Source organism: Prevotella disiens (assembly GCF_900454955.1).
In the GTDB taxonomy this organism is placed as follows: Bacteria; Bacteroidota; Bacteroidia; order Bacteroidales; family Bacteroidaceae; genus Prevotella; species Prevotella disiens.
In genome coordinates this window covers 191,227-208,440 of sequence record NZ_UGTL01000001.1, presented here as the reverse complement: position 1 = coordinate 208,440, position 17,214 = coordinate 191,227, and the positions used below count along the sequence as shown (strand labels likewise).

The 17,214-nt window shown below is 37.8% G+C and carries 16 protein-coding genes; 4 read left to right on the top strand and 12 right to left on the bottom strand.

Annotated features, from left to right (window positions below; all coding sequences use genetic code 11):
• Nucleotides 1–17 precede the first annotated feature (17 nt).
• From DYI03_RS00830 to DYI03_RS00795, 8 genes are all read right to left on the bottom strand, one after another.
• Nucleotides 18–2,336, bottom strand: coding sequence for an outer membrane beta-barrel family protein (locus DYI03_RS00830; RefSeq protein WP_021668616.1), 2,319 nt, complete (start codon nucleotides 2,334–2,336; stop codon nucleotides 18–20).
• A 284-nt stretch (nucleotides 2,337–2,620) separates the two neighbouring features.
• Complete coding sequence (locus tag DYI03_RS00825; protein WP_004355914.1) at nucleotides 2,621–3,331, bottom strand: ABC transporter ATP-binding protein; 711 nt, start codon at nucleotides 3,329–3,331, stop codon at nucleotides 2,621–2,623.
• A complete protein-coding gene (locus DYI03_RS00820; protein ID WP_025064560.1) occupies nucleotides 3,315–4,406 on the bottom strand; it encodes a glycosyltransferase family 9 protein in 1,092 nt (363 codons plus the stop codon). Before DYI03_RS00820 ends, DYI03_RS00825 begins: the two co-directional genes overlap by 17 nt.
• Before the next feature lies 1 nt (nucleotide 4,407).
• Nucleotides 4,408–5,010 carry a DUF4254 domain-containing protein gene (locus tag DYI03_RS00815; RefSeq protein ID WP_021668614.1) on the bottom strand — a complete coding sequence of 201 codons (603 nt, stop codon included), beginning with the start codon at nucleotides 5,008–5,010 and terminating at the stop codon, nucleotides 4,408–4,410.
• Nucleotides 5,011–5,250: 240 nt separating this feature from the next.
• Nucleotides 5,251–6,087: a hypothetical protein gene (locus tag DYI03_RS00810; RefSeq protein ID WP_036869851.1), complete on the bottom strand. Its 837-nt coding sequence runs from the start codon at nucleotides 6,085–6,087 to the stop codon at nucleotides 5,251–5,253.
• Nucleotides 6,088–6,113: 26 nt separating this feature from the next.
• On the bottom strand, nucleotides 6,114–6,539 hold the full coding sequence (locus DYI03_RS00805) for a hypothetical protein (protein WP_004355917.1): 426 nt from the start codon (nucleotides 6,537–6,539) through the stop codon (nucleotides 6,114–6,116).
• A 1-nt stretch (nucleotide 6,540) separates the two neighbouring features.
• Nucleotides 6,541–7,002, bottom strand: coding sequence for a hypothetical protein (locus DYI03_RS00800; protein ID WP_242401816.1), 462 nt, complete (start codon nucleotides 7,000–7,002; stop codon nucleotides 6,541–6,543).
• Nucleotides 6,999–7,511, bottom strand: coding sequence for an RNA polymerase sigma factor (locus DYI03_RS00795; RefSeq protein ID WP_004355928.1), 513 nt, complete (start codon nucleotides 7,509–7,511; stop codon nucleotides 6,999–7,001). Before DYI03_RS00795 ends, DYI03_RS00800 begins: the two co-directional genes overlap by 4 nt.
• Nucleotides 7,512–8,405: 894 nt before the next feature.
• On the opposite strand from DYI03_RS00795, the gene DYI03_RS00790 reads away from it, so the two are divergent.
• The 4 genes from DYI03_RS00790 (at nucleotide 8,406) to DYI03_RS00775 (ending at nucleotide 12,435) form a co-directional block, all read left to right on the top strand.
• Complete coding sequence (locus DYI03_RS00790; protein WP_004355939.1) at nucleotides 8,406–8,642, top strand: acyl carrier protein; 237 nt, start codon at nucleotides 8,406–8,408, stop codon at nucleotides 8,640–8,642.
• A gap of 253 nt (nucleotides 8,643–8,895) precedes the next feature.
• Nucleotides 8,896–10,158: a beta-ketoacyl-ACP synthase II gene (gene fabF, locus DYI03_RS00785; RefSeq protein ID WP_021669176.1), complete on the top strand. Its 1,263-nt coding sequence runs from the start codon at nucleotides 8,896–8,898 to the stop codon at nucleotides 10,156–10,158.
• Entirely contained in the window at nucleotides 10,148–11,029 is an 882-nt protein-coding gene (gene rnc, locus DYI03_RS00780) for a ribonuclease III (protein WP_004355950.1), read from the top strand. Before fabF ends, rnc begins: the two co-directional genes overlap by 11 nt.
• Before the next feature lie 596 nt (nucleotides 11,030–11,625).
• Complete coding sequence (locus DYI03_RS00775) at nucleotides 11,626–12,435, top strand: DUF3108 domain-containing protein (protein ID WP_025064561.1); 810 nt, start codon at nucleotides 11,626–11,628, stop codon at nucleotides 12,433–12,435.
• Nucleotides 12,436–12,507: 72 nt separating this feature from the next.
• On the opposite strand, the gene DYI03_RS00770 is transcribed toward DYI03_RS00775, so the two are convergent.
• The 4 genes from DYI03_RS00770 to rpoN all read right to left on the bottom strand — a co-directional run bounded on the left by DYI03_RS00770 (nucleotide 12,508) and on the right by rpoN (nucleotide 17,197).
• Nucleotides 12,508–14,406, bottom strand: a complete 1,899-nt coding sequence (locus DYI03_RS00770) for a 4-hydroxy-3-methylbut-2-en-1-yl diphosphate synthase (protein WP_021669174.1) — start codon at nucleotides 14,404–14,406, stop codon at nucleotides 12,508–12,510.
• A 63-nt stretch (nucleotides 14,407–14,469) separates the two neighbouring features.
• Nucleotides 14,470–14,976, bottom strand: a complete 507-nt coding sequence (purE, locus tag DYI03_RS00765; protein ID WP_004355965.1) for a 5-(carboxyamino)imidazole ribonucleotide mutase — start codon at nucleotides 14,974–14,976, stop codon at nucleotides 14,470–14,472.
• Between the two features lie 55 nt (nucleotides 14,977–15,031).
• Nucleotides 15,032–15,649, bottom strand: a complete 618-nt coding sequence (locus DYI03_RS00760) for a phosphatase PAP2 family protein (protein WP_004355952.1) — start codon at nucleotides 15,647–15,649, stop codon at nucleotides 15,032–15,034.
• Between the two features lie 36 nt (nucleotides 15,650–15,685).
• On the bottom strand, nucleotides 15,686–17,197 hold the full coding sequence (rpoN, locus tag DYI03_RS00755) for an RNA polymerase factor sigma-54 (protein ID WP_021669173.1): 1,512 nt from the start codon (nucleotides 17,195–17,197) through the stop codon (nucleotides 15,686–15,688).
• Between the last annotated feature and the right edge of the window lie 17 nt (nucleotides 17,198–17,214).

Here is a 17,214-nt window from a genome sequence, read left to right as displayed (position 1 = left end):
ATTCTTTTCAAGCTCTTTTAGAAGCGGCTGCGCTCGTTCTTTCCTGCACCCGTTCCTTTGTATTTACTGCGTGCTGTGTTGAATTTGTAGCGCAAAGTAACGTATGCTTGTCGTGAATCGAACTCTTGATGAACCGTTGTTTTCAGTGTATTTGTGTAGAGAATAACTTGTTGCGATCCTCGATTGAACAAATCGTCTACACCAACAGTAACGGAAAGTCTATCGTTCAAGAAGGTTTTGCGCACCGAACAATTGAAATTAAAGCAATTGCTGATAAGTTCTGTATTTTCTGTTATACCCTTCGAATTGAATTGCATGAAGGATTCTACTGTCCAATTGTGCTTAAATTCAAACGAATTGTTCATTTGTATGCCCCAAATAGGTTTGCTTAAATCGAATTTTCTGCCCAAACGCTCAATGTCAAACCACTGCTTTTGGTAGAACAATGTGAGTTGTGGCGACCAAATGCCTATGGTTGGTGATGCAGTAAGGCTTAAAGAAATTTTTGGTAATTTATCTAAATTGCGATAACGTAATGTTGTAATATTCTCATCGTTAGGGTCTTGCTCGTTCCAATACATAATTTGGTTGTGCGTCTCAGTGTAATTGGCAACAAGGGTAAGGATTTTCCAATTTGTAACCAACGAAAGGTCGTGCAATGTGGTTGGTTTCAATGTTGGGTTGCCGCTCTGGCGTGTAAAACGGTTCACATACGAAACATTGTTGCCCAACTGATTGTATGATGGGCGACGTGTTTTTGCCGAATAAGCGAGTTGTAAATTCACTTTTTTAATTTGTGTAGCAAAGCTGAACGATGGAAACCATTGGTTGTAAGTGCGGCTATGGTCTGGGCTATAAACGCCTTGGTCGTAGTAATCGGAATTAACGTGTTCGTAGCGAAGTCCTGCCATGAGTTGTCCGATAGATGTCATGCGACTATACTCCATAAATACCGCATTGTTACGCTCCTTAATGCTTGATGTTGCATTGGCTACAAAGCCTTCTTCGTTGTTGAAAGTTTGCTCGTGGTTGGTGTAAGTGTTCTCATTTCCTACCGAAAGATTTCCGCCAAGCAGTGGGTGTGAAAGCACCAACTTGGTAGCAAATAGCTGGTTGGCGTGCTGTCCTACTGTTGTAACCGTGCGGTTTTCATAGTTTTTGCTTTGCTCGGTGGTTATTTTTTTGTCGGTTTCTCTTCCATAATAATAGTCGGTATTGAAGTCAATGCCCAATTTTCCAACTTTTCCGACATAGTAAGCCGACAAACTTTTGTTAGGAATGGCACTTGCTTTGCCTTGTATTTGCGATTCAATGTGGTCGTAAAGTATATTGTTTTTCAAAATATCAGTTGAGAAAACACCATGATTGTCGTTTTTGCCAACCACCAAATTTGTGAAAAATCTTGCTCCCACAGCATGGTTTTGGTTTATTTCGTAGGCTGCTGAAAGTGTATAATTATTGTTCGTACTGCGGGATTTGCTCTCACTATTCCATCTGTTTTCCCACAAATTGGCAATTTGCACCTCATTTATGGTTGTTTGATTATTGATACCATTGTCAATATAGTAACCCGTTCCAGCCGTTATTTCCAATCCTTTGTGGCGATAGTATGCGTTCAGTTGGTTCTCTGTGTCCCAGTTTTCCCAATAGTAAACCGACGAACGAGCATCGAAACCAAAGCCATCGCCCGCCCGTTTCACAGTGTGAATACGAATAACGGCACGCACCGAAGCATCATAGCGCGCACCAGGATTGGTAACTACTTCTACATCTTTAATATCCGATGAGTTCAAACGCTCCAATTCCGTGGCATCGTTGACTCTTCTGTTGTTAATGTAGATAACAGCCGAACCTTTACCCACCACAGAATAGTTGCCATCTTTGCCCGAAAGCAGCGGAATGCGTTTTAAGACATCGTTTCCCGAACCTGCTTTAGCTAATGAAGAACCAATGATAGTAGTAACAAGGGCATCGTTGCGAATAGCCATTTTGGGGCGTTGTGCTGTAATGGTGATACCTTCCATCGTCTTTGCTTCTGCTTTCAACTGCAAAGTGTCGGTAGTGAGGGGCAGAGAAATATTGCTTTGAGTATAGCCTACGCCCGAAATGCGCAAAAATACCTTTGCATCGTTGGGTACAGAGAGTTGGAATGCGCCCGTGTTATCGGTGATAGCACCCGTAACGAGCGAAGAGTCGCGCACCGAAAGCGCAATAATATTGGCATACTCAATAGGTGAACGCTGTTCGTCTACTATCCAACCTCGAATGGTTTGCTGCGCTTTTGCCATGTTTGCAAATAACAAAAGCATGGTTAGCACCATGTAAAATTTCTTCATAATTGTTTATGCTTAATATATTAGTGCCAACAAAGGTAAGAAAAGAACTTTTTCTTATAAAAAAAAACGAATTTATTTTCTTCTTTTTGTTCATTTTTTACACTTTTGTGTAGTAATTTTGTTCAGAGTAAAATAGCGGTTCATGTTTCGTGGGAGGGCAGGTTTCAGTTTTTCCACCTATTGTTTAAAAATTAAAAGTGCCTATTTTAGAATGCAAAACAATAGGTTTTGCGCTACAAAATAGCCTGTTTTGGGTTACCTTCTTTTTTTTACAACTGTAAAAATCATTCGCCTAACAAGGTGTTAATGCTTTTTTGAACATCGGGAGCCTCAACGATATGCAGCCCATTTTTGTTCAATTCCACGAGTGTGTCGGCAATGCGGAGGGCTAATTCAAGGTCGTGGGTAGAAAGAAAGACTACCTTATCGGTTTCTTTTGCCAAACGATGGAGCAGCTGGAGCATCTCTACTTTCGAAGGAAAATCAAGGAAAGAAGTGGGTTCATCTAATAAAATAACGGGAGTTTGCTGGGCAAGGGCTTTGGCAATCATCACCTTTTGGCGTTCTCCGTCCGACAAAGTTTGCACCATACGGTGGCGTAAATGCTCTACTCCTACCAAGTTGATGGCTTCATTAACCACCTTTTGGTCGTCAGCGTTTAGCTTTCCCCAGAAACCAGTGTAGGGCATGCGACCCATTCCCACCATTTCGGCAACATTAAGGTTTTGAACATCGGTCTTATAAGTCAAGACAATGCTGATATATTTTGCTCGTTCGCGTTGAGTAAGCGAGTCAATATCACGACCATCTAAGAGTAAACGACCGCTAATTTTAGGCAAAAAACCCGTCAAAGTTTTCAGTAAAGTAGACTTTCCTATACCATTTGAACCTATCAAACAAGTGAGTTTACCACTATGAATTTCAACATTAATATCGGAAACCACAGGAGCAAAACCTTTATAACCAACTGATAATTCTTCAAGACTTATTTTCATTGGTTTCAGAAGTATTGAGAGGATTAGTAGGGATAGTCTGTTCAAGCAAATGATGAACGATGGTTTGTGGCTCAATACTATTCATACAAGCAAAATCTTGTCTGTAACAAGGTTTATTTCCATACACTGAACAAGGGCGACAAGTAAGATTTTCGTTTTGAATAACGTCTTTTTCGCTTTGTTTCCACCCGAGGAAACCGCAAAATGGGTGAGTTGCGCCCCAAATGCTAACCACACGAGTTCCAACAAGTGAAGCTAAGTGCATGTTAGCACTATCCATTGAAAGCATAAGGTCAAGGTGGCTCATCAAAATAAGTTCTTCATTGAGTCCGTTAAGCTTTTCAAATGCGCAAGTACAAATAGGATATTTCGCTGCCCACTGGCTTAAAATTTCCTTTTCTTCTTTCCCTCCACCGAAAAGAAAGAGGCGCAATGGGCGTTTAGAATCTTGCAAAAGTTGGATTACTTCCTCCATTTTTTCTTTCGGATACATCTTGCCTTCGTGCGCAGCAAAGGGCGCAATGCCAAACCATTGTTCGTTGTTTGGTTTCTCGCCAATACTTGTTAAAGACGAAAGAATGTTTTCTCCGTTCTGAAAAAGAGTTGTAAAATCAATCTTAATAGGATAACCCAACCGAGCAAGTACATCGGCATAATTTTGGAATGAGGTGGGTTGCTGTTCCATTACCTTATTTGATTTCCTACAAAGTTTACGCTTTTCTGCCTTATGTTTGTCGATTGTAGCGACTTTATAGCCGTGTAATTTGAATCGATTGCGTATAAATTTTGTGCGTAACACATTGTGGAAATCGGCAATGGCTGTTGGTTGTTTCGCCAACAGTCTGCCGTATAATTTGTTTAGACCCTTTATTCCAACGTATTCTCCCTTCAAATCGGCTTCCATAAAGTCTACATTCTTGGGCATATAAGCAAAGAATGGACGAGCAAACGGACGCGATAAGACACTGATACGCACCTTTGGATATTGCGTAGCCAATGAGTAAATAACGGGAACTGCCATAGCGACATCGCCAATAGCAGAGAATCGGATTATAATAATGTGGTCTGTCCTCAATCTATTTCTTGTAAAGTACAGGATTAGTGGCAGGGTCGTTGTACATTTTCATTTGCCTATATACCTTCATATACTTGCGTCCTGTCTTAATATCCTCAAGCAATTGGTCGATAGCCGAGCCTAAATCAACTTGTTGTTCAAGGAGAATTGCCAATTTATTCTTGCACTTTTCAATGTGGTCAGCCGTTGCATCAGTGCGCTCAGCCTGCTCTTTCATGTGGTAAATCTTGAGTGCAAGAATCGATAAACGGTCTACTGCCCATGCTGGACTTTCGGTGTTTATCGTCGCATCGTCTAATATTTTCACATCAGAATAGAGCTGACGGAAATAAGAATCAATCTGTTCCACCAAGTCAGTTCTGTCTTGATTAGAGCGGTCGATGCGGCGTTTTAGTTGCATTCCGTCCTCTGGTTTGATGTGAGGGTCGCGGATTAAGTCTTCAAAATGCCACTGAACGGTGTCAATCCAGCATTTCAAATACAAACGATTTTCAATAGATTCTCGTTCGTATGGATTACTAATAGGTGTATCAACATTATCCTTAATGTGGTAATCACGGATAGCTTGACCAAAAATCTCATTACAATGTTCTGTAAATGACATATTCTTATGATTTTAATTTTTGTGCAAATATACTCGAAATAAATCAGATACACAAACGAAAGGCAAGGGAAATGAAGAATATATAAGTTTGAATAAAAACTTTCTATGAAAAGTTAGCTACTCTAAAAACAAAAGTTTAGTCCTTTTTTGTTCTTTTTGGTTGGAGAAAATAGATATAATAAAATCGTGGACAACTCATTGTTGCCCACGTATTTATTATAGATGAGGAATTAAGAAGCACTAAAATGTAAATCCAACTCCTAACCCAATAGGGTGGCAAGTGGGACCATCTTTAAACATTTTGGTTAGTCCATAGTGAGCAAATATATTGAATCCAGCAAAGCCAATGTAGCCTTCAAGGTCTATACCAATAGGATTTACATTCAATTCCCTGCTTACCGTATAACGTTTATCGCCTATTCTGTATTTACTTTTTATATTTGTACGCCATTCCATAGATACACCTATTCCAATAAAAGCATCACGTTTAGCAAATTTTTTTTTCCATTCGAATATCAAAGGTATCTTCCAATATGTATATTTCAAGAAGCTTGTTTTCACTCCCGTAGTATCATTCTTCACCATTATAGTTTTATCACCAATATTATTAAGGACATAATCCGTATTAAAATGATTATGAACAAAACCCACTTGTAGTGCTGACATTAAGCCAAAGGCATCAGACTTTGTTAATCCTAAACCAATATCAAATACTGTTACGCCCCATTCTAACGATTTAGCGTCTCTACTATGCATTTCGCTGCCTCCATTCAACAAATTTTGTCCTATAAAGAAATCTGCAAAATGCCCATAGAATGTGTGTCCGCTCTTCTTTTTTATTGGTACAAAAGGCGATGACACAAAGATACGCTCTACTTCTTGTCCGTCTACATAACTTTCTTCTTTTGTTTTTGTGTATTCGTTTCCATTTTTGTCTAACAAAACTATTTTGGTTTCCACACTATCGATTTTTACTACGATTTGTTTATCACGATACTGAAAGGTTGTATCGTTCTTTTCAGCAGCTATTCCTGGAACAACTGCCATAAATGATAGAGCTAATAATAGATTTTTCATAATTTTCAGTTTATACATTTTATTTTTTAACGCTTTATATAGCAAAGTTTGAGTATATCGTCAGGTCCAAGCGCACCTTCTATGTATATCAAAGCCCCACCTCCATCATCTCTATTCGAAAAAAGAATATACCGATTGATGCTCGAAGATAAAGGAGGGAGCATGTAATACCCACTTGTTATACTTCCATTTTCGATTATTTCTCTAATTTTCTTTGCTTTTTTTCTATCGCCTTGCAAATAAGGTTTTATTCTATTGCCTATGCGTTTATAGGTTAATGATTTATAAACCTGTAATTTATAGCCTCGCAAAGTGGTGTTATTCAGCACAACCATCTTACAACCTTTCTCTCGTCCAAATCGTTCAAAGGCTGCTCCCACCTGCAAATCCTTTTGTGCTTTTATTGGTAATTGACACAAAAGAAAGGCTATAATAAGAAAAATACTTTTCATTTTACTTTTCATTACTATTTTCTCCTATTAATAAAAGTGCATCAAAATCTTTATCTCCATCGTTTGAGACAATATCTAACGCTGCTTCGGCTTCACGATGTAATATTTCTTTGTTTGTGGTACGTTCACCATTTATCACACCATAATCATTATACTGTCCTAATTTCACTTGCCGTATCATCAATACAACGACCATAAATATCGCTGCTATAGAAATTAGCATAATAATTTTTTGAGAAAGTTTACTTCGTTGTTGCTTAGAAGATTTCTCAATTACCGAGTTTGATGATAATTCTGAAACTATTTTTTGCTGCTTTTCCCAAGCGAATAAAGCTTTTAAAGGCTTTAAATCTTCGGGCAATATTAACGCATCTTGAATAAAGAAGTCACGCAATTGTTGCTCTTCTGCCACAGTTGTAGTGCCATCGAAATATTTTTCAACCAATTGTCTTATATCTTTCATTTGCATAACTTATTCCTTTCTATCGTTAATCTTACATATTCTTTCTGAATGCGGCGGCGAGCGCGAGATAAATTCTGTCTTACTGCTTCCACAGTGCAGCCACAAATTTTCGTTATTTCCTCATTTTCGTATCCATCTATATCCTTTAAGCGGAAGATTTGTTGTTGCAATGGAGGAAGATGCTCCACTATCATTCCAATGAAAGCCATTTCATCTTTTGCTGCTAAATAGTCTTTCTCAATGATAAGGTCTTGCGTTTGCTCCCCTTTATTGCATTCATAATAGCGGCGATGCCTCCAATGGTCTATTGCAATATGCTTTAAAGTAGCCATAGCCAAAGCCTCTATGTTCTGATGTTTATCCAATCGTTCACGCATAGTCCATAGTCGAAGGAACGTTTCTTGCACAAAATCATTGGCATCGGCGTCTCCTCCTTCTAATGTTCTTGCCTGTCTGAGCAGTGATGCTTGCAGGTTCGTAACTATTCGGTTGAATTGTTCTATTTCCATCGTTGTTCAATAGTTTAACGAATGAAATTGATTTTTGTGACATATAACTATTAATTTTTTTACTTAAAAATCTAATCGTTACCTCTTATTCATCTTTTTGATAAGACTTATACTTGACTATTATAAGTGAATTTCTTTGAATGCGTACTGAAAAAGTTGAAATTAAAAAATAATTCTTTATAGGTGGGTTCTAAAAATTAGCTTTGTTTTAATTTGCTTTTCTTTTTGTGAGCAAATTGTCAATGAGTAAGGGCGCATAGCGAGCTATGCAACCGCACGAATTGGCGATTTGAACCAAAAAGAAACCAAAGAAAAACAAAACGAAACCCATTTCCTAAGTATATTTCTTGCGGTGGTAATTTTTAGAATCCACCTATAAAAATAATATGCAATAAAAACTTAATTTATTCCTTTACTTTATGGAATTTAGAACAGTCCCTATTTAGTCGATTTTTAAAACCTATTGTTTTGGCGTTCAAAACAGGCTCTTTTGAGCTTCAAAACCTATTGTTTTCGAGTGCGAAACAATAGGTTTGAAAATACTATTCCTAATGCGTTGATTTTCATATAAATACAAGATTGGTCAAAAAGTCGGTGCTATTTGAATAAGAAATATAAATATTTTTGCAATTCTCTTACGCACTTTCTTTTCGTGTAACGATGATTATTTTATTTTTTCTCCGTAAAAGTAATCTTCTAACAATGTGTCATAATGACTTGATTTATCGCAATATAATAGAAAAAGTAGCATTTTTCTTGCACAATCGCATATAGTTTGTGCAATAAAGAGCATATTTTTGACTAAAATATTTGCGTACATGGAAAAAAAATCTTTCCTTTGCAGCCGATTTTAGAAATTGAAAGTTATTATTAAAACATTAAAAACTTATAATTATGTCAGAAATTGAATCAAAGGTAAAAGCAATTATCGTAGATAAGCTCGGTGTTGACGAGGCAGAAGTAAAGGCAGAAGCAAGTTTCACAAACGACCTTGGTGCCGATTCATTGGATACTGTAGAACTTATCATGGAATTTGAAAAAGAATTTGGTATTTCTATTCCAGACGATAAGGCAGAAAAAATCGCTACTGTAGGCGACGCTATTGCTTATATCGAAGAGAACGCTAAGTAAGAAGACATATAATTGTGGAAGGAGTATTACTCCTACCGCAATTATTCTTAAAGCAATTACTTATTCTTACTTAGGTTTCAACATTCAGAATACTTAATATTAGAATAAGAAGTTAAGGAGTTAAGCCAACGTTTTACTTACATTGTTCATTCAATAATGATAGTAGAACCCTTGCTTAACTCCTTAATTTCATTCTGAAAGAAACCTTAAAGCGTATCGGAATACCGATGACAATAATTTAAATTAGAAATTAATGGAATTAAAAAGAGTTGTTGTAACAGGCCTTGGTGCCGTTACACCATTGGGAAACAACCCAGAAGAGACATGGAAAGCCATGCTTGAAGGTAAAAGTGGTGCTGGTCTCATTACAAAATTCGATACAACCAACTTTAAAACAAAGTTTGCTTGCGAGGTTAAAGACTTAAATATAAACGATTATATTGACCGTAAAGAGGCTCGTAAGCTCGACCGTTACACTCAATTGGCTATCATTAGCGCTGTTCAAGGTGTTGAAGATTGCGGAATTGATTTAGAAAAAGCTGATAAAAACCGTATCGGAGTAGTTTACGGAGTAGGTATTGGTGGTATCAAAACCTTTGAAGAAGAAATTGGTTACTATGCTACTCACATTGAAAACGGACCAAAATTCAACCCATTCTTTATTCCTAAAATGATTGCTGACATTGCTTCTGGTCATATCAGTATTCGTTTTGGTTTCCATGGTCCTAACTTTACAACTACTTCGGCTTGTGCTTCATCAACCAATGCTATTGGTACTGCGTTCAATTTGATACGTTTGGGCAAAGCTGATATGATTGTTAGTGGTGGTGCTGAAGCTGCTATTACCGAAGGTGGTGTAGGTGGTTTCAATGCTATGCATGCGCTTTCAACTCGTAATGATTCGCCTGAAACTGCTTCACGTCCATTCTCAGCAAGTCGCGATGGCTTTGTTATGGGCGAAGGTGCTGGTTGTTTGATTCTCGAAGAGTTGGAACACGCTAAAGCGCGTGGTGCTAAAATCTACGCAGAGTTGGTTGGAGAAGGTGAATCGGCTGATGCTCATCATATCACAGCTTCTCACCCAGAAGGATTAGGTGCTAATTTAGTGATGAAAGCAGCTTTAGACGATGCTGGAATGACTCCTGAAGATATTGATTACATCAATGTTCATGGCACTTCAACTCCTGTTGGTGATGTTTCAGAGGCTAAAGCCATTGTACAACTCTTTGGCGATGCAGCTTACAAACTCAATATTTCGTCTACAAAAAGTATGACGGGACACTTGCTTGGTGCCGCTGGTGCGGTTGAAGCTATGGCTTGTGTACTTGCTATTCAGAATGATATTATTCCTCCAACCATCAATCACGATGACGAGGATAAAGATGCTGAATTAGATTACAATTTGAATTTTACGTTTAATAAGGCTCAAAAACGCGAAGTTCGTGCTGCTCTTAGCAACACATTTGGCTTCGGAGGTCATAATGCTTGCGTGATTTTCAAGAAGTATGCTGAATAAATTCATTGACCAAATAAGGCTCCCTTTCCGCAAGGAAAAGGAGCTTTATTTGTCTATATACCATATAATTGGTATCCTTCCTCACAATCTTGAATATTATAAGACGGCACTTTTGCATAAGAGTGTAGCCCGAAGAAACGAGAAAGGGCGTCCTATCAACAACGAACGTTTAGAATTTCTTGGCGATGCAATCTTAGATGCAATTGTAGGCGACATTGTTTTCCAACATTTTTCTGGCAAACGTGAAGGATTTTTGACCAATACTCGTTCCAAAATAGTCCAACGTGATACGCTCAATCGATTGGCAAAAGACATGGGAATTACACGTCTTATTCTTTCCAATGGGCGTTCAGCATCACACAATAGTTATTTGGGCGGCAATGCTTTCGAGGCTTTAGTGGGTGCGTTATACCTTGACCACGGCTATAATGCTTGTAAAAAATTCATGCAAAAGCAAATCCTTGGCGAACTCATCAATATTGATAAGGTGGCTTATAAGGAGGTGAATTTCAAGTCAAAATTGTTGGAATGGACACAAAAACATAAGGTTGAGATTGAGTTTAAACCGCTTAATTTTGGAAAAGACAGCGATGGAAATCCTACTTTTTCTTTCCAAGTAATCTTAGAAAATATAGCTTGCGGAGAGGGAAAAGGATACTCTAAAAAAGAAAGTCAGCAGGAAGCAGCCAAAGAAACAATGCAACGAATCAGAAAAGATGCAAAGTTTGCCGATAAAATCTTTGCTGCAAAGAAACTTAGACTTCAAAAAGAGGCGGAAGAAAAGGCTAAAATGGAAACCAAAAATACAACAGATGAAGATTTAGAAAATAATGTTATTTTGGTAGAAATAGAGCAAAACACTACTGAATAGCAGTGTTTTTATAGCATAAAATAAAAGCCAAAAGCAATGAAAAGTTGCTTTTGGCTTTTATTTTTTATTATTTTTCGGAAGAATAACGCTCACTTTAAAAATCAATATAGGATCTTTTGAATTTTAAACAACCTATATGAATCATGCAAAGAAGCGAAACCACCCTACTCTACCCTACTCGATTTTTATGAAAAAAGTGTGGATAAGTCTGTGGAAAACCCACTTAATAACTTTTTAAAAACACGAATTTATCCACACTACAAAAGTTATTCAATAGGTTTGGTGGATAACCCAAAAGTTATTAAAGTCGTTTTATGAAAGTTTTGCACACCTTTTATCGTTTAAAAGATATAAACTTATTATATTTGCAGTAGATTGTTGATATGTTGATAACTCAAAAATATAACTGATAATCAATAAGAAAGAAAGAAAAATGATTGTGGATAACTCGTAACAAAACGTTGATAACGAAATAGACAAGGATTTGTTTAAAAAGTTATGAACGCTATCCACAGCCTATCATCATCATATTTCTTTTCTTATTTAAAAAGAAAAATAATATTATTATGAAGAGAGTAAAGAAAATTGTGGATAAAATGGATTTTAGAAAATATATAGTTGTTTCGCTTATGTTGTTACTTTCAGTTGCTTCATCAGCGCAATGTTCATTCAGAAATACAGCATTTAATAGTGGCGAATTTCTGACTTATAACCTTTATTTCAATTGGCAATTTGTGTGGGTCAAGGTAGGTACAGCCTCATGGTATACGGTTTCGTCCACTTATAAAGGCATTCCAGCTTATAGAGCATCGCTTATGACACGAGGAAACGGAAAGTTAGACAAGTATTTTGTAATGCGTGATACGTTGCTTTGTTACAATACGAAAGATTTAGCCCCACTCTATTATCGCAAGGGAGCCAAGGAAGGCAAGCGTTATACAGTGGACGAAGTGTTTTATTCTTATCCGAATGGGCGTGTAAACATCAAGCAACATTACATAAATAACGAGGGAAAACATCATTGGCTCACTACAAATCCAAAGAATTGTGTCTACGATATGATGAGTATTTTCTTGCGTGCAAGGAGCTTTAACCCTACCAGTTGGAAGAAAGGATATGTTGTTAATTTCCCATTAGTAGACGGAAGTAGCACCCATTCTGCACGCATTATTTACGATGGAAAGACAACAATAAAGGCTGATAACAATAAGAAATATCGTTGTTTGGAACTCTCTTATTATGAATATGACGACAATAAATGGCGCAATATAGCCAGTTTCTTTGTTACAGACGACAATAATCATATTCCAATCAGATTGGATATGCGCTTGAAGTTTGGGTCTGCTAAGGCATTTCTTACTACAATGAAAGGAATAAGACAAAAAATTACATCGCAAGTGAAGTAATTCATTTTATAGAAGCATAAAAAATCCCTGTTAAAATCTTGCTTAACAGGGATTTTTTAGATAGTTTCAACCTTATTTTTGGTCGTTTTTAATCAGTGCGAGTAAGTGTTCTACTGCATCTTCTTCAGGTATATTTTTTTCAACACAAACCTTTTTGCGATACAAACTAACCTTTTTTAAGCCTGCACCTACATAGCCATAATCGGCATCAGCCATTTCTCCAGGACCATTTACAATGCAACCCATGATGCCAATCTTTAACCCATTCATACCTTTTGTAGCCTCTTTTATGCGTGCAATGGTGGTGCGGAGGTCGTAAAGGGTTCTGCCGCAACCTGGACAAGATATGTATTCGGTTTTTACCATACGCAAACGACCTGCTTGAAGAATACCAAATGCAGTTTGTTCGATGTCGTCTTGCGAAAGATTACCATCGTTCATAAGCCACAAACCATCGGTTAGTCCGTCCATCATCAATGCTCCCATGTCAGCAGCAGCCGAAAGTTGGAACTGTTCTTTGGCAGTTGGTTCGTTTTCCTTTACCTTATCATCGGTTGAGAATTGGTACATTTGTGCAAAAATCAGTGGATTTTTCACACCAGCAATCATCATCTGATGCGCCAAAGCACGTTGTTCGGCAAGTTTGTTTTGATGAGAACTTACACAAATAACGACTACTTCGGGGTGGAATTTAAGGCAAGCCAACAATTCTTCTGACGGAGTTCCATATCTTACAACTAAGAATTTCAATTTTGAATTGACCGTTCCTATCAATGGAATGGCAGGCGTTGGGAAGATAGGATAGATGTTTTCGGAAGGCAATTCGCCCTTTGAAGCCAACTCAATGTAAGCATTATAATCGATAATATAACGTTGTCCGTCCTTTAATTGTTCTGGCAATTTGTCATTAACATAGATGTAATCTGGTTTAGGCAATGCCGAAACAACTGTCGAACTGCTGTCTTCTTTGTTTTGCGATGCTATGACTACTGGCACATTATCGCCTCCGATATTCTCTACAGCAACTGTTTCTCGGCGTTCAGGGCGCAAATAATCGAAACCATTGAATGGCTCTGCTGGTACAATTAAATGCCCTTTCTTTTGTCGAATATAGCGTGTTAAATAGCGAGCCACAGGTATTTCGTCTTCAGGGTCTTCGCTTAACGAAACACGAATAGTATCGCCGATACCGTCGTTCAGTAATGCTCCAATGCCAACCGCACTCTTTATTCGTCCGTCTTCACCCTCTCCAGCTTCTGTAACACCAAGGTGGAGCGGATAATTCATACCCTCTTTTTCCATTTCAGCTACCAAAAGGCGCACTGAACGTACCATGACCACCGTGTTAGAGGCTTTGATAGAAATAACAATATCGTTGAAATTTTGTTTCTTAAAGATGCGTAAAAACTCCATACAGCTCTCGACAATGCCTTCAGGAGTATCGCCATAACGCGACATAATACGGTCGGACAAACTGCCATGGTTTACTCCTATGCGCACAGCCGTGTGGTTTTCTTTGCAAATTTCAATAAAAGGGGTAAGACGTTTTTCTATCTTTTGCAATTCCTTAGCATACTCTTCGTCAGTATATTCCAATACTTTGAAGGTGCGACCAGGGTCTACATAATTGCCAGGATTGATGCGAACTTTCTCAGCATATAGGGCTGCAACGTCGGCAACATTGGCATTGAAATGCACATCTGCACAGAGTGGTGTCATAATCCCCTCTTCTCGCAGCTGCGCATTGATATATTTGAGATTTTCAGCCTCACGCTTTCCTTGCGTAGTAAGTCTTACAAGTTCGCCACCAGCAGCTATAATACGCTTTGCTTGTGCTACACTTGCTTCAGTATCGTTGGTATTTGTAGTTGTCATAGATTGGATTCTGACAGGATTGTCGCCTCCCATATCCAATGAACCAACATGAGTTACCGAACTTTTCCTACGCTCGTAATTAAATAAATCTATCATTTTAATGTTTTAAACCTACCTAATTAATATTTTAAACCTATTTAATTAATGTTTAAAACCTATCTAACATTTAAATTTATAGTCGTTTATTTCAGACAATTCCTTATTGGCTTTTTCTATTTTTTGTCCTAAAGTAGACTTCCAATGTTCCACTTTCTTTGCAATTTCTTCATCGCCTAAAGCTATCATTTGGGCAGCTAAGATAGCAGCATTCTGCGCTCCATTGACTCCAACCGTTGCTACTGGAATGCCAGGAGGCATTTGAATGATTGAAAGCATGGCATCTAAACCGTCTAACATGCCTTTAATAGGCACTCCAATAACAGGTAATGTTGTTGAAGCAGCAATCACCCCAGGCAAAGCAGCAGCCATTCCAGCCCCTGCAATAATGACTTTTATGCCACGACTTTTAGCCTCTTTTGCAAAATTTTCTACTGCTTGAGGTGTGCGATGGGCTGAAAGTGCATTTATTTCAAATGGAATTTCGTATTGTTCCAACCACTTACAAGCCTTTTCCATTACAGGAAGGTCGCTTGTTGAACCCATAATTATACTTACTATTGGTTTCATTTTTTCTAATTTTATGATGTTATTTTATATTGATTAGTGTCTCTGTCGTTTTGTTTTATACCAAAAGAATGGTAATGAATGCACTTATCGTGCCGAGAAAGAATCCCATTGTTACTTGTATGAGGCTGTGTTGTCGCAAAATAATACGACTTGAACCTACAATTCCAGATGCTATGATGACCAAACAGAGCCACCAAATAGGATTAAAATTGAGCATAAACGAAAATGCAATCAACCCTCCTAACACTCCACCAATCGCTGCCGTATGGGTAGATATTTTCCAATAAACATTGATAACGGCACATAACATTTGAATAACCAAGGCTACGATGAGAATGGAGGTTATAAGATGGGGTAAATGCAGTAAATTCATGATGTAAAAGCATAAGAAATAGCACAAAATGGAGATGATATAAGGTACTATTCTACGCTCTTTCTGCCCTAATTGTATGGGAGTCCAGCCATGATATTGGCGGTAAAGATGAATGAGAAGTGTAGGAATTAACACCGTAAACAAGTAGGTCATCAGCACCAAAGCTAACTTTACTTGAAAGGGAAACATGCTCAAATAGGAGAAAATGAAGATAGCCAAGATGCCTACAACCGGTAAATAAAACGGTGTAAGTAGCATGCTTGCTATTCGTGCAGTAAGGATTATATTTTTCTCACTCATTGAATTTTAATTTATTTTACTCCTTAATATAGTTTATTATTCTTTCCTTAATCGTGCAACAGGGAAGTTTAATTGTTCTCGATATTTGGCTACTGTGCGGCGAGCAATAGGAAATCCCTTTTCTTTCATTACCTTTGCGAGCGTGTCATCGCTCAATGGTTTACTTTTATCCTCCTGCTCTATCACCTCTTTCAGCACTATTTTTATCTTTCTTGTAGACATTTCTTCACCTTCATCAGTGGTGTAACTGTCGGTAAAGAAGTGGCGTAAAGGGAATGTTCCCCATCTTGTTTGCGCATATTTTATATTGCTTACGCGTGAAATAGTCGATATATCGAGCCCAGTTTTTTCGGCAATATCCTTTAAAATCATGGGTTTCATATCGGCTTCGTTACCTTCTTGGAAGAATTTTCGTTGTATTTCGATGATTGCTTTCATCGTAACGTAGAGTGTATTTCTTCGTTGTTTGATAGCTTCAATAAATCCTTGTGCCTTATCAATCTTTCCTTTTGCGTAGAGCAATGCTTCCTTTTGTTGCCTATTCATGCCCTCTTTGTTTTCTTTAAACGTTTCGAGCATATCGTTAAAGCTTTGTGAAACACGCAATTCGGGCAGTTCTCCTTGATTTAAAGTGAAACTTACATTTCCGTTTTCGTCTGTATCAATGATGAAATCAGGTGTAATTTGTTGTACATTTCTGCCCAATGTTTCCCCCATTGATGCTCCTGGCTTCGGATTTAGTTTTCTTATTTCGTTTTGTAATGCTTTTACTTGCAAATCAGACAGTTCGAGTGCATTTTTAATTTTGTCCCAATGCTTTTTCGTAAAGGCTTCAAAATAGTTGTTGAAGATAGTAAATAAGATTTTGTATAGATTGCTATTTCTATCCCATTCCCCTTCTTTCACCTTTCTTTCTATCTGCAAAATCAAGCATTCTTGTAGCGAACGCGCTCCTATTCCAGGCGGGTCGAAGTCTTGCAAGAGTTTCAATATATGTTCAATTTCGTGTTCGTTCAAGTCAATTCCTTGGTAGATTGCAAGTTCATCGGCTATTACGTCTAATTCCTTTCTTAGTAATCCGTCATCGTCCAGACTACCAATAAGATATTTTAATACAGTTTTTTCACGTTCAGTAAGTATTCTTTCTGAAATTTGTTCGTTTAGTTTGTCAATAAATGAAGTGGAATCACCATATACAATCTCTTCATATTCAGCATTATCACGCTGCATTTGTCCGCTGTATGTAGGTAAATCATCGTCAGAAACCATATGTTCCAAAGCTGAATCTAACGCATCTTGTCGCTCTTCGTTTTCCCTTTGCGAATCGAAATCGTATTCTTCTTGCTCTGAACTCTCATTTCTTTCGTTATATTCCCCCTCGTCTTGCCCTTTTTCCAAAGCAGGGTTGTCGTCCAATTCAGCGTTTACGCTTTCTTCCAATTCGGTTAATGGCATTTCAAGTAGTTTCACTTGCAACATTTGTTGCTGTGAAAGGCGTTGCACTTGTTGCTGTTTCTGTTCTTGAATTTGTATTTGTTCTTGAGCCATAATCCGTTTATAATGCT